Source organism: Streptomyces sp. TRM68416 (assembly GCF_014596915.1).
In the GTDB taxonomy this organism is placed as follows: Bacteria; Actinomycetota; Actinomycetes; order Streptomycetales; family Streptomycetaceae; genus Streptomyces.
This window is the reverse complement of the sequence record NZ_JACVWU010000013.1, coordinates 1-13277: the sequence shown is the minus strand read 5'-3', so window position 1 is coordinate 13277 and position 13277 is coordinate 1. Positions and strand designations below refer to the sequence as shown.

At 70.8% G+C, this 13277-nt stretch carries 9 protein-coding genes; 8 read left to right on the top strand and 1 reads right to left on the bottom strand.

Features of this window, described 5'->3' with window-relative positions:
* Positions 1-13: 13 nt before the first annotated feature.
* From ICC28_RS21150 to ICC28_RS21125, 6 genes are all read left to right on the top strand, one after another.
* The gene (locus ICC28_RS21150; RefSeq protein WP_188290220.1) at positions 14-976 is read left to right on the top strand and encodes an ABC transporter substrate-binding protein; all 963 of its coding nucleotides are present in this window, start codon (positions 14-16) and stop codon (positions 974-976) included.
* Positions 977-1271: 295 nt separating this feature from the next.
* Positions 1272-3710 carry an FAD-dependent oxidoreductase gene (locus tag ICC28_RS21145; protein ID WP_188290219.1) on the top strand — a complete coding sequence of 813 codons (2439 nt, stop codon included), beginning with the start codon at positions 1272-1274 and terminating at the stop codon, positions 3708-3710.
* A gap of 147 nt (positions 3711-3857) precedes the next feature.
* Positions 3858-4718: a bifunctional methylenetetrahydrofolate dehydrogenase/methenyltetrahydrofolate cyclohydrolase gene (locus ICC28_RS21140; RefSeq protein ID WP_188290218.1), complete on the top strand. Its 861-nt coding sequence runs from the start codon at positions 3858-3860 to the stop codon at positions 4716-4718.
* Between the two features lie 22 nt (positions 4719-4740).
* The gene (locus tag ICC28_RS21135; RefSeq protein WP_188290217.1) at positions 4741-5973 is read left to right on the top strand and encodes a sarcosine oxidase subunit beta family protein; all 1233 of its coding nucleotides are present in this window, start codon (positions 4741-4743) and stop codon (positions 5971-5973) included.
* An 11-nt stretch (positions 5974-5984) separates the two neighbouring features.
* Positions 5985-9248, top strand: a complete 3264-nt coding sequence (locus tag ICC28_RS21130; protein ID WP_188290216.1) for a sarcosine oxidase subunit alpha family protein — start codon at positions 5985-5987, stop codon at positions 9246-9248.
* The gene (locus ICC28_RS21125; protein WP_188290215.1) at positions 9241-9843 is read left to right on the top strand and encodes a sarcosine oxidase subunit gamma; all 603 of its coding nucleotides are present in this window, start codon (positions 9241-9243) and stop codon (positions 9841-9843) included. The genes ICC28_RS21130 and ICC28_RS21125 overlap by 8 nt, the downstream gene beginning before the upstream one ends.
* A gap of 51 nt (positions 9844-9894) precedes the next feature.
* Here the strand turns inward: ICC28_RS21125 and ICC28_RS21120 are convergent, their stop codons facing one another.
* Positions 9895-10641 carry an IclR family transcriptional regulator gene (locus tag ICC28_RS21120; RefSeq protein ID WP_282701492.1) on the bottom strand — a complete coding sequence of 249 codons (747 nt, stop codon included), beginning with the start codon at positions 10639-10641 and terminating at the stop codon, positions 9895-9897.
* Between the two features lie 274 nt (positions 10642-10915).
* Here ICC28_RS21120 and solA point away from each other — a divergent pair, with 274 nt between their 5' ends.
* Positions 10916-12064 carry an N-methyl-L-tryptophan oxidase gene (solA, locus tag ICC28_RS21115; protein WP_188290213.1) on the top strand — a complete coding sequence of 383 codons (1149 nt, stop codon included), beginning with the start codon at positions 10916-10918 and terminating at the stop codon, positions 12062-12064.
* Between the two features lie 21 nt (positions 12065-12085).
* On the top strand, positions 12086-13261 hold the full coding sequence (locus tag ICC28_RS21110) for an aromatic ring-hydroxylating oxygenase subunit alpha (RefSeq protein WP_188290212.1): 1176 nt from the start codon (positions 12086-12088) through the stop codon (positions 13259-13261).
* Positions 13262-13277 lie beyond the last annotated feature (16 nt).

Sequence of the window (13277 nt, the reverse complement as noted above, 5' to 3'; positions counted from 1 at the left end):
GGAGCACCACACCATGGCAAGACACTGGCGGGCCTGCGCGGCCGGCACAGCGATCCTCGGCCTCACCCTCACGGCCTGCGGCGGGGCGAAGGTCGGTGACGACAGTGCCGGCGGCTCGGGCGAGTCGGGCAAGTGCGGCACCTTCAACCTCGCGGTCAACCCGTGGGTGGGGTACGAGGCCAACGCGGCGGTCATCGCCTACGTCGCCGAGCACGATCTCGGCTGCAAGGTCAACAAGAAGGACCTGAAGGAAGAGATCGCCTGGCAGGGATTCGGCACGGGCGAGGTCGACGCGGTCGTGGAGAACTGGGGCCACGACGACCTGAAGAAGAAGTACATCACCGACCAGAAGACCGCCGTCGACGCGGGCCCCACCGGCAACGAAGGCCTCATCGGCTGGTACGTGCCGCCGTGGCTGGCCGAGGAGCACCCGGACATCCTCGACTGGAACAACCTCAACAAGTACGCGGCGAAGTTCAAGACGTCCGAGTCCGGCGGCAAGGGCCAGCTCCTCGACGGCGACCCGTCGTTCGTCACCAACGACGAGGCCTTGGTGAAGAACCTCGAGCTGGACTACAAGGTCGTGTACGCGGGCAGCGAGACCGCGCTCATCCAGGCCTTCCGCAAGGCGGAGAAGGACAAGGAATGGGCGATCGGCTACTTCTACGAGCCGCAGTGGTTCATGTCCGAGGTACCGCTGAAGAAGGTGAAGCTGCCCGAGTACGAGGACGGGTGCGACGCCGACGCGGAGAAGGTCGCCTGCGACTACCCCGTGTACAAGCTGGACAAGATCGTCAGCAAGAAGTTCGCCGAGTCGGGCAGCCCGGCCTATGACCTGGTGAAGAACTTCACCTGGACCAACGACGACCAGAACGTCGTGGCCAAGTACATCGCGGTGGACCGGATGAAGCCCGAGGCGGCCGCGAAGAAGTGGGTCGAGGCCAACCGCGACAAGGTGGAGGCCTGGATCAAGTAGGCCCTTCACGCTGGATTGAGTAGGGCCCTCACGCTGGATCGAGTAGGCCCTTCGCCCTGGATCGAGAAGGCCCTTCACGCTGGATCAGGTAGGACCTTCACCCTGGGTTGAGCAACCCCTTCACACATGCCCGGTGGGCGGTGCGCACGGACGTGCACCGCCCACCGGGCATTGCCGTGTTTCGGGCTGTTTTCCGACGTCACGGACCCCTTGACACCCACTCGCACGGCAGGCACATTGAGTTGCGCAACCTGAATCACGTTGCGCAGAAAGCAACTCAACCGGAGGTGCGGCGATGGCGGGACCCCGAGTGGTCATCATCGGAGCGGGTGTCGTGGGAGCGGCCCTCGCGGACGAGATCTCCGCGCGCGGCTGGACCCAAGTGACCGTGGTCGACCAGGGCCCGCTCCCCGCCACCGGGGGCTCCACCTCGCACGCCCCGGGCCTGGTCTTCCAGACGAACTCCTCCAAGACCATGACCGAGCTGGCCCGCTACACCGTCGAGAAGTTCTGCTCCCTCGACGTCGACGGCAAGCCCTGCTTCCTCCAGGTGGGCGGCCTGGAAGTGGCGACCACCCCGGAACGTCTCGCCGAACTGCACCGCCGCCACGGCTGGATCACCGCCTGGGGCATCGAGTCCCGCCTGCTGACCGCCGACGAGTGCGTCGAGCGGCACCCGCTGGTCGACCGCGACAAGGTCCTCGGCGGCCTCCTGGTCCCGACCGACGGCCTCGCCAAGGCCGTCCTCGCCGTCGAGGCACAGATCCGCCGGGCCACCGAGCGCGGCGTGACCTTCCTGGCCCGCCACGAGGTACTCGACATCCTCACGACCGACGGCGAGGTGACCGGCGTCCGCACCGACCAGGGCGACCTGGCGGCCGACATCGTGGTGTGCTGCGCCGGCATCTGGGGCCCGAGGATCGCCCGCATGGCCGGCATGAACCTGCCCCTGACCCCGCTGGCCCACCAGCTCGCCTGGACCGGCCCCGTCCCGGCCCTCGCCGGCCAGACCGAGGAAGCGGTCCGCCCGATCCTGCGCCACCAGGACGCAGACCTCTACTACCGCGACCGTTACGACGGCATCGGCATCGGCTACTACGGCCACCGCCCGATGCCGATCTCCGCCGACGACATCCTCTCCGTGGACGAGGCCGCCGAGATGCCGTCCGTCCTGAAGTTCACCGAGGAGGACTTCGAGCCCGCCTGGGCCGAGACGCAGTCCCTGCTCCCCGCGACGCAGGAGGCGAAGATCGAGGAGGGCATCAACGGCCTGTTCTCCTTCACCACCGACAACTTCCCGCTCCTCGGCGAGTCCCCGGACGTCAAGGGCTTCTGGGTCGCCGAGGCCGTCTGGGTCACCCACTCCGCCGGGGTGGGCCGGGCCATGGCCGAATGGCTGGTGGACGGCCACTGCTCGTCCTTCGACCTGCACGAGTGCGACGTCAACCGCTTCGAGCCGCACCAGCTGTCCCCGGAGTACGTCCTGGCCCGCGACTGCCAGAACTTCGTCGAGGTCTACGACATCCTCCACCCCCTCCAGCCCTCCGGCGACCCGCGCCCGATCCGCACCAGCCCCTTCCACACCCGCCAGCGGGAGCTGGGCGCCTTCTTCCTGGAGGCGAACGGCTGGGAGCGCCCCCAGTGGTACGAGGCCAACGCCAAGCTGGTCGAAGGCCGCAACATCCCGACCCCCAACGCATGGGCCGCGCAGTTCTGGTCGCCGATCGTCGGCGCGGAGGCCCAGGCCACCCGCGAGACCGTCGCGATGTACGACATGACGGCCCTCAAGCGCCTGGAGGTCAGCGGGCCCGGCTCCGCCGCCTTCCTGGAGCGCCTGTGCACCGGCAAGGTCGCCAAGTCCGTCGGCTCGGTCACCTACACCCTGCTGCTGGACCACGACGGCGGCATCCGCAGCGACATCACCGTCGCCCGCCTCGGCCGCGACCTCTTCCAGGTCGGCGCCAACGGCAACCTCGACCTCGACTGGCTCACCCGCCACCTGCCCGCCGACGGCACGGTCCAGGTCCGCGACATCACCCCCGGCACCTGCTGCATCGGCCTGTGGGGCCCGCTCGCCCGCAAGGTCCTGCAGCCGCTGACGGACGAGGACTTCTCGGGCGAGGGCCTGAAGTACTTCCGCGCCAAGCGCGCCTACATAGGGTCCGTCCCCGTCACCGCGATGCGCCTGAGCTACGTCGGCGAACTCGGCTGGGAGCTGTACACCACCGCCGACCAGGGCCAGAAGCTGTGGGACACCCTGTGGCGGGCGGCCGAGCCCCTCGGCGGCGTCATCGCGGGCCGCGGCGCCTTCAACAGCCTCCGCCTGGAGAAGGGTTACCGCTCCTTCGGCACCGACATGACCTACGAGCACGACCCCTACGAGGCCGGCGTCGGCTTCGCCGTCAAGCTCGACAAGGACGACTTCATCGGCAAGGCGGCGGTGTTGCTCCGCAAGGAGAGCGTGCGGCGCAGGCTGACCTGCCTCACCATCGACGATCCGCAGTCGGTCGTGATGGGCAAGGAGCCCGTGTACGACGGTGACCGCCCGGTCGGCTACGTCACCAGCGCCGCCTACGGCTACACGATCGGCAAGGGGATCGCCTACGCCTGGCTCCCGGCCGAGCTCGCCGTGCCCGGCACGGCTCTGGGGATCGGCTACTTCGACCGGCGGGTCGAGGCGGTCGTCGCCGAGGAGCCGTTGTTCGACCCGACGATGTCCCGTCTTCGTGGGTGAGCGCTGCGAGGGCCGTGCCGCGATGTGTCCGCGTTCGCCTGCGGTTTCGTCGTGGCCGGTCGCGCCCCGCGGCGGAGCCGCTGACAGATGCAGCCCCGCGCCCCTTCCGGGGCGCTCAGCCTCAGCCTCGTGGGAAGGAGCACCCCGGTGACAGCCCAAGTGCTTGACGGGAAGGCGACCGCCGCCGTCATCCGTCGTGAACTCGCCGAACGTGTGGCCAAGTTGAGTGCCAGCGTCGGAAGGCCGCCCGGCCTCGGCACCGTCCTGGTCGGCGACGACCCCGGCTCCCGCGCCTACGTCGCCGGCAAGCACCGCGACTGCGCCCAGGTGGGCATCGCCTCCCTGCGCCGGGAGCTGCCCGCCGACGCCTCCCAGGAGCAGGTCGAGGACGTCATCGACGAGCTGAACGCCGACCCGGCCTGTACCGGCTACATCGTCCAGCTCCCGCTCCCACGCCACCTGGACGCGGGCGCCGTACTGGAACGAATGGACCCGGCCAAGGACGCCGACGGCCTGCACCCCGTCAACCTCGGCCGGCTCGTCCTGGGCGCGGAGGCACCCCTGCCGTGCACCCCGCGCGGCATCGTGGAACTGCTCCGGCGCCACGACGTGCCGCTCGCCGGAGCACGGGTGTGCGTGATCGGCCGGGGCATCACGGTGGGACGCCCGATCGGCCTGCTCCTCACCCGCCGCTCCGAGAACGCCACCGTCACCCTCTGCCACACCGGCACCAAGGGCCTGGCCTGGCACGTGCGCGAGGCCGACATCGTCATCGCGGCCGCCGGCTCGCCCGCACTGGTCACCAAGGACATGCTGCGCCCCGGCGCCGCGGTCCTGGACGTCGGCATCACCCGCACCGACCAGGGCCTGGTCGGCGACATCCACCCGGACGCCGCCCAGGTCGCCGGATGGCTCGCCCCCATGCCCGGGGGAGTCGGCCCCATGACCCGGGCGATGTTGCTCGCCAACGTCGTCGAGGCCGCCGAGAGGAACGCGAACACCGTATGAACGTGCTGAACGGAGACGCCCGATGAGCCCCCGCACACCCGGCGCCGGCCTCCCCGACCACCCCGACTTCCTGTGGCGCAATCCCGAGCCGAGGAAGGCGTACGACGTGGTGATCGTCGGCGGCGGCGGGCACGGTCTGGCCACCGCCCACTACCTCGCCAGGAACCACGGCATCACGAACGTCGCCGTGCTGGAGAAGGGCTGGCTCGCGGGCGGCAACATGGCCCGCAACACCACGATCATCCGCTCCAACTACCTGTGGGACGAGAGCGCGGGCATCTACGAGCACGCGCTGAAGCTGTGGGAGGGCCTGGCGGAGGAACTCGACTACCCGATCCTCTTCTCCCAGCGCGGTGTGCTGAACCTCGCCCACAGCCTCCAGGACGTGCGCGACAGCGTGCGCCGCGTGGAGGCCAACCGCCTGAACGGCGTGGACGCGGAGTGGCTCGACGCGGACGGCGTCAAGGAAGTGTGCCCGATCGTCAACACCTCGCCGGACGTGCGCTATCCGGTCCTGGGCGCCACCTACCAGCCGCGCGCGGGCATCGCCAAGCACGACTACGTGGCCTGGGGCCTGGCCCGCTCGGCGGACGCCGCCGGCATCGACATCATCCAGAACTGCGAGGTCACCGGCCTCGACGTGGTCGGCAACCGCGTGGTGGGCGTCCGCACGAACCTCGGCCCGATCGCCGCCGGCAAGGTGGCGCTCTGCTCGGCCGGCCACACCTCCGTCCTCGCCGCCATGGCGGGCATCGAACTCCCCCTCCAGAGCCACCCGTTGCAGGCCCTGGTCTCGGAGCTGCTGGAGCCGGTGCACCCCACGGTGGTGATGTCCAACGCGGTCCACGTGTACGTGAGCCAGGCCCACAAGGGCGAGTTGGTGATGGGCGCGGGCATCGACGCGTACAACTCCTACACCCAGCGCGGAGCCTTCCACATCATCGAGGAGCAGATGGCGGCGGCCCTGGAGCTGTTCCCGGTCTTCGCCCGCGCCCACGTCCTGCGCACCTGGGGCGGCATCGTCGACACCAGCCCCGACGCCTCACCGATCATCGGGCTCACACCCGTCGACAACCTCTACCTCAACTGCGGCTGGGGAACGGGCGGTTTCAAGGCCACCCCCGGCGTCGGCTGGGTCTACGCCCACACCATCGCCCACGACACCCCGCACGCCCTCAACGCCCCCTTCTCGCTCGACCGTTTCACCACCGGCGCGCTCGTCGACGAGCACGGCGCGGCCGCGGTGGCCCACTAGGGAGCCGAACCATGCTGCTCATTTCCTGCCCGTGGTGCGGGCCCCGCGACGAGGCCGAGTTCCACTACGGCGGCCAGGCCCACGTCCCCTACCCGGAGGACCCGGCCTCCCTCACCGACGAGGAATGGGCCCGCTACCTCTTCTTCCGCGACAACCCCAAGGGCCCCTTCGCCGAACGCTGGACCCACGCGGCAGGCTGCCGCCGCTGGTTCAACGCCGTACGCGACACGTCGACGAACGAAATCCTGGCGGTGTACAGAACGGGAGAGGAACGCCCGACAGCCGTGGAACCCAGGCCGGCGTTCTCGGCGGGGTCCGGGGCGGCAGCCCCGGAAGGGGCGCGGGGAACTGCGCGACCAGCCCCCACCCACCCGCAGCCGACCGACAACACGGGCGGGGTAGAAGGGGCAGCGCCCCTTCAGGACGGGACGGGTAGGGGCGGCGGGGGCGAAAAAACCCCGTTCCGCCACCCCACCCGAGGCCGGATCGACCGCGACACCCCCCTCACCTTCACCTTCGACGGCACGGAGTACCAGGGCTACCGAGGCGACACCCTCGCCTCCGCCCTCCTCGCCAACGGCATCATCCAGACCGGCACCAGCATCAAACTGGGCCGCCCCCGAGGCATCTTCTCGGCCGGCGCGGAAGAACCCAACGCGGTCGTCCAGATCGAGGAACCCTTCCCCGAGCCCATGCTCCCCGCGACCACCGTCGAGCTCTACGACGGCCTCGTCGCCACCAGCCTCCAGGGCCAGGGCCGCCTCGCCACCGCCCCCGACCCGGCCCGCTACGACGCCGTACACGCCCACTGCGACCTGCTCATCGTCGGCGCAGGCCCCGCAGGCCTCGCCGCAGCGTCCGCCGCAGCGGCCGGTGGCGCCCGCGTCATCCTCGCCGACGACCAGCCGGAACCGGGCGGCAGCCTCCTCGGCACGGCCGAACACCTCGACTGGGTCCAGGAGATCACCGCACAGCTCGCCGCCGCCCCCGAGGTCCGCGTCCTGACCCGCACCACCGTCTTCGGCCACTACGACGACAACCACCTCCTCGCCGTCGAACGCCGCACCAACCACCTCGGCGCCGACGCCCCCGAGCACGTCTCCCGCGAACGCGTCTGGCGCATCCGCGCCCGTCGCGTCGTCCTCGCCACCGGCGCCCACGAGCGCTCCCTGGCCTTCGCGGACAACGACCGCCCCGGAGTGATGCTGGCCTCCTCGGCCCGCACGCACGTCAACCGCCACGGCGCCCTGCCCGGCCGCCACGCGGTGGTCTTCACCACCAACGACAGCGCCTACGCGGCAGCTCTGGACCTCCACACCGCGGGCGTGGCCGTCACGGCGATCGTCGACACCCGCCCCGAACCGGGGGAGTGGGCCGACCGCGCGAGGTCGGCCGGCATCGAGGTCCTGCCCGGCCACGCCGTCACCGGCACGGAGGGCGCCCCGCGCCTCACCGCCGTGACCGTCGCCCCGTACGGAGAAGCGGCGGGACAGCGGCAGTTCGCCGCCGACCTGCTGCTGGTCTCCGGCGGCTGGAACCCCGTCGCGCACCTGTTCAGCCAGTCCGGCGGCAAGCTCCGCTACGACGAGGCGCTCGGCTCCTTCGTCCCCGACACCTGCCGCCAGGCGGTCGAGGTGGCCGGCAGCGCGAGCGGCGCCCTCGACCAGGCCACGGTCCTGGCCCAGGGCGCGGCCGCCGGAGCCCGCGCCGTGGCGGCCTTGGGGTACACGCCCGAGACGCCCCGCCTCCCGCGGACGGCCGCACAGCCTCGCCAGACGCCCCCCATGCACGTGTACGTCGTCCCCGGCGGCACCGACGACGCCCCCCGCTTCGTCGACCTCCAACGGGACGTCACCGTCGACGACCTGGCCCGCGCGACCGGCGCCGGCCTGCACTCGGTGGAGCACACCAAGCGCTACACCACGGCCGGCACCGCCAACGACCAGGGCAAGACCTCCGGCGTCCTGGCCAGTGGCGTCGTCGCCGAGCTGCTCGGCGTGGACATCTCGGCGCTCGGCACGACCACGTTCCGCCCGCCGTACACGCCGGTCTCCTTCGCGGCCCTCGCGGGCCGCGACCGGGGCGCGCTGAGCGACCCGGTCCGGACGACCGCGATCCACGAGTGGCATGTCGCGCACGGCGCCCTGTTCGAGAACGTCGGCCAGTGGAAGCGCCCCTGGTACTACCCGCGGGACGGCGAGGACATGGAAGCGGCGGTGCTGCGCGAATGCGCCGCCACCCGCGAGAGCGTGGGCTTCATGGACGCCTCCACCCTCGGCAAGATCGACGTACAGGGCCCGGACGCCGGCGTCTTCCTCGACCTGCTCTACACCAACATGATCAGCACCCTGAAGGTCGGCATGATCCGCTACGGCGTCATGTGCCGCCCGGACGGCATGGTCTTCGACGACGGCACGGTCATCCGCCTCGCCCAGGACCGCTTCCTGGTCACCACGACGACGGGCAACGCCGCCGCCGTACTCGACTGGATGGAGGAGTGGCTGCAGACCGAGTGGCCGGAGCTGAAGGTCCACTGCACCTCCGTGACCGAGCAGTGGGCCACCATCGCCCTGGTCGGCCCGAAGTCCCGCGCGGTCCTCGGCGCCCTCGCCCCGCAACTGGCCGTCGCCAACGAGGACTTCCCGTTCATGGCCTGGCGGGAGACCACCGTCGCCGGCATCGACGCTCGGGTCTGCCGGATCAGCTTCTCCGGCGAACTCGCCTACGAGATCAACGTCTCACCGTGGCAGGCCCTCGCCCTCTGGGAGGCCGTGTACGAGGCCGGCGCCCTGTACGGCATCACCCCCTACGGCACCGAGACCATGCACGTTCTGCGCGCCGAGAAGGGCTACCCGATCATCGGTCAGGACACCGACGGCACGGTCACCCCGCAGGACCTCGGCATGAGCTGGGCGGTGTCGAAGAAGAAGCCCGACTTCATCGGCAAGCGCTCCTACGCCCGCGCCGACACCGCCCGTCCCGACCGCAAACACCTCGTGGGCCTCCTCCCAGAGGACCCGGCCGCCTTCCTCCCGGAGGGCACCCACCTGGTCGCGACCGGCGAACTGCCCGCCCCGCCCGTGCCGATGCTCGGCCATGTCACCTCCAGCTACCGCAGCGCGGCCCTCGGCAGGACGTTCGCGCTCGCCCTCATCAAGGGCGGCCGCGACCGTATCGGCGAACGCCTCTACGCCCCCGTCGGCGACCGGCTGGTCCCGGTGACCGTCGCAAGCCCCGTCCTCTACGACCCCGAGGGAGCCCGCCGCGATGGCTGACACCGCCCCGACCGTCCCGCCGCGCAGCCCGCTGGTGCGGGTCGCCGACCGTCTGGCCGCCGCGACCCGCAGCTCCAGCGGCGAGATCAGGCTGGCCGAACTCCCTTTCCTGGCCCAGGTGAACGTACGCCTGGACGCCAAGGGAGCGGCGGCGGAAGCCGTCGGCCTGACCCTGGGCCTCCCCCTGCCGATCCAGCCCAACACCGCCGTACGCGCTGGGGAGTTGACCGCGCTGTGGCTCGGTCCGGACGAATGGTTGCTGATCGGGCCGCCCGGCAGCGAACGGGACCTGGAGCGCCGGATCCGGGAGGCGGCGGAAGGCGAGCCCGTCTCGGTGACCGACGTCTCCGCCCAGCGCACCACCCTCCTCGTCACCGGCCCCCGCGCCCGCGACCTGCTGGCCCACGGCTGCGCGCTGGACCTGCACCCGAGGGTCTTCGGACCCGGGCGCTGCGCCCAGACGACGCTGGGCCGCACGCAGGTCGTCCTGGTCGCCCGGGACGAGCCGAGGGCCGGATTCTGGGTCCTGGTCCGTTCGTCGTTCGCCGGCTATCTGGCCGAATGGCTGCTCGACGCGGCCACGGAGTACGTCTGAGCGGCTGCCTCGGCGGAGCCCCGGCCGGGGCTCCGCCGAACCCCGAGGGGATCAGCCCGGACAACCCATCCGGCGGCTGATCTCCTCCGCGCCCTCGACGACGGCGGGCGCGATCTGGTGCAGCCGCTCCTCGGTGAACCGGTAGGCGGGTCCGGAGGCGCTGAGCGCGGCGATCACCTCGCCCTCCCGGGACCGGACGGGCGCCGCCAGGGCGTGCAGGCCCAGTTCGAGTTCCTCCAGCGTCACCGCGTACCCGCGCTCGCGCGCTTCGGCGAGGTTCTTCTCCAGCTTCGCCCTGCTGGTCAGGGTGCGCGACGTCAGCTTCCGCAGCCCGGACACCGCGAGCACCTCCGTGCGCCGCTCCTCCGTCAGGTGGGCCAGCAGGATCTTGCCGCTCGACGTGGCGTGCGGCGGGGTGAGCTGTCCGACCCAGTTGTGGGTGCCGACGGCGCCCGGGCCGTGCACCTGGTGGAGGTTGACCGCGTACTGCTCCTGAAGGACCGCGATGTTGACGGTCTCGCCGATCTCCTCGCTGAGCCGTTCGCACACCGGCCGGCCCTGCTGAGTGATGTCGAGGCGCCCGGTGACCGCGCCGGCCAGACGCACGATGCCGAAGCCGAGCCGGTACTTGCCCCGCTCGGCCGTCTGCTCGGCCAGACCGCGTGCCTCCAGCGCCCCGAGCAGGCGGAACGCGGTCGACTTGTGGACGTCGATCTCCGCGGCGACCTCGCTGACCCCCGCCTCGCCCCGCTGGGCCAGGATCTCCAGAACGCTGACGGCCCGGTCGACGGACTGCACCCCGCTCACCGCGGGGCCAGTCGTTTCGCTATGTGCGGTGTGGTTGCTCATGGCGCAACCATACAAAAGCGCTCCTCCACACCCTAGGGGTGTGCGCACATCGGCGGAAGGTGGTCGGCGACTTCGCCGAATCACCCTCTTGACAGTGCCTGCCGGTGAAGGGACAGTTTGGGAAGTCGTTGCTTATAGCGATAAGCGTTCCCTCATATGCAACTCAGGCTTGCTGTCCCCGGAACCCCGACACCACAACCGGCATGACTCCCAGGAGATGGACATGGCCTCTTCGTACGACGTGATCGTCGTGGGCCTGGGCGGGATGGGCAGCGCGGCTGCCTACCACCTCGCCGCCCGCGGCCGGCGCGTGCTCGGCCTGGAGCGCTTCGGCCCCGCCCACAACCTCGGCTCCAGCCACGGCGGTTCACGCATCTACCGGCAGGCCTACTTCGAGGACCCCGCCTACGTCCCCCTGCTGCTGCGCGCCCACGAACTGTGGCAGAAGCTGGCCGCCGACTCCGGCCGCGAGGTCTTCACCGAGACCGGCGGTCTCATGATCGGCCGCGAGGACAGCACGGCCTTCGCCGGCACCCTGCGCAGCGCCCGCCAATGGGGCCTGGACCACGAGGTCCTGGGCGCCGCCGACATCCGGCGCCGCTTCCCCACCTTCACCCCGGCGGCCGAGGACGTCGCCTTCTACGAGCGCAAGGCCGGCATCGCCCGGCCGGAGGCGACCGTCGCGGCCCACCTGGACCTGGCCAAGTCCCACGGCGCCGACCTGCACTTCGCCGAAACGGTCCTCGGCTGGGAGGCCGACGGGCGGGGCGGCAGGCCCTGGGTGGTCACCGATCGCGGCGCCTACACCGCCGACCGGCTGGTCATCGCCCCCGGGGCCTGGGCGCCGAAGCTCCTCACGGACCTCGGGGTGCGGGTGACGGTGGAGCGCCAGGTCATGTACTGGTTCCAACCCGAGGGCGGAACCGGCCCGTTCACCCACGACCGGCACCCCGTTTACATCTGGGAGGACCCGGACGGCGGCCAGATCTACGGCTTCCCCGCCCTCGACGGCCCCGACGGAGGCGCCAAGGTCGCCTTCTTCCGCAAGGGCGGCGTCTGCGACCCCGACGCCCTCGACCGCGAGATCCACCCCGGCGAGATCGCGGCCATCGCCGACTACCTGCGCCCCCGCATCCCCACCCTGCCCGGCCGCTTCCTCAAGGGCGCGGCCTGCATGTACGCCACCACCCCCGACGAGCACTTCGTCCTCGCCCACCACCCCGAGCAGCCGCGGGTGACCGTCGCCTGCGGATTCTCCGGCCACGGGTTCAAGTTCGTGCCCGTGATCGGCGAGATCCTCGCCGACCTGGCGACCGAGGGCACCACCGACCACCCCATCGACCTCTTCGACCCTCGCCGCGTGCGCGTCTGAACATCCTCCGAAGGTGACACGATGACCCTCACGAACCTGCCGCCCAGCCTGATCCCCACGCTGCCCGGCGAGTACTACACCGCCCCCGAGATCTTCGCCCGGGAGCAGGAGCACATCTTCGAGGCGATGTGGTTCTGCGTCGCGCGCGCCGCCGACCTGGACAAGCCCGGCGCCTTCCGCACCTACCAGGTCGGACGCGAGAGCGTGCTGGTCTCCCGCTCCCGGGACGGCTCGGTCAGGGCCTTCCTCAACATCTGCCGGCACCGCGGGGCCAGGCTGTGCACCGAGGAGGCGGGCGAGGTCAAGCGGGCCTTCCAGTGCCCGTACCACGCCTGGACCTACGGCCTGGACGGCAAGCTCGTCGCCGCGCCCAACCTGACGTCGATGCCGGACATCGACCGCACCGAGTACGGCCTGGTCACCGTCCATGTCCGGGAGTGGCTCGGGTATGTGTGGGTGTGCCTCGCGGAGAACCCGCCCTCGTTCGAGGAGGAGGTCGTCGGGGACGTCGTCGCGCGCCTGGGGGACGTCGGGTCGATCGAGCGCTACGGCATCGAGGAGCTGTCCGTCGGCCGTCGTATCACCTACGACGTGAAGGCGAACTGGAAGCTGATCATCGAGAACTTCATGGAGTGCTACCACTGTGCCACCATCCATCCCGAACTCACCGAGGTGCTCCCGGAGTTCGCGGACGGGTATGCCGCGCAGTACTACGTCGGCCACGGCGCGGAGTTCGGCCAGGACGTGCGGGGGTTCACCGTGGACGGTTCGGAGGGGCTCGACCGGATACCGGGGGTGGGTGAGGAGCAGGACCGGCGCTATTACGCGATCACTGTGCGGCCGCAGGTGTTCGTCAACCTCGTGCCCGACCATGTGATCTTCCATCGGATGTATCCGGTGGCGGCCGACCGTACGGTGGTCGAGTGCGACTGGCTGTATCTGCCGCACGTGGTGGAGAGCGGCAAGGACGTCAGCCGGTCGGTGGAGCTGTTCGACCGGGTCAACCGGCAGGACTTCGACGCCTGCGAACGTACCCAGCCCGGGATGGGGTCCCGGATGTACGCCAAGGGCGGTGTCCTGGTGCCCAGCGAGCACCACATCGGCGCCTTCCACACCTGGCTGCAGAACAAGCTGGAGCCCGCCCCTTCCCTGCTGGAGCCCGCACGAGCACGCGTCCACACCCAAGGAGAGCGCTGATGACCCTGTTCAACCA

Bases quoted from the DNA above. Each gene is read 5' to 3' on its own strand.
- ICC28_RS21150 (WP_188290220.1), top strand. From the start codon at position 14: ATGGCAAGACACTGGCGGGCCTGCGCGGCCGGCACAGCGATCCTCGGC.
- ICC28_RS21145 (WP_188290219.1), top strand. From the start codon at position 1,272: ATGGCGGGACCCCGAGTGGTCATCATCGGAGCGGGTGTCGTGGGAGCG.
- ICC28_RS21135 (WP_188290217.1), top strand. From the start codon at position 4,741: ATGAGCCCCCGCACACCCGGCGCCGGCCTCCCCGACCACCCCGACTTC.
- ICC28_RS21130 (WP_188290216.1), top strand. From the start codon at position 5,985: ATGCTGCTCATTTCCTGCCCGTGGTGCGGGCCCCGCGACGAGGCCGAG.
- ICC28_RS21125 (WP_188290215.1), top strand. From the start codon at position 9,241: ATGGCTGACACCGCCCCGACCGTCCCGCCGCGCAGCCCGCTGGTGCGG.
- solA (WP_188290213.1), top strand. From the start codon at position 10,916: ATGGCCTCTTCGTACGACGTGATCGTCGTGGGCCTGGGCGGGATGGGC.
- ICC28_RS21110 (WP_188290212.1), top strand. From the start codon at position 12,086: ATGACCCTCACGAACCTGCCGCCCAGCCTGATCCCCACGCTGCCCGGC.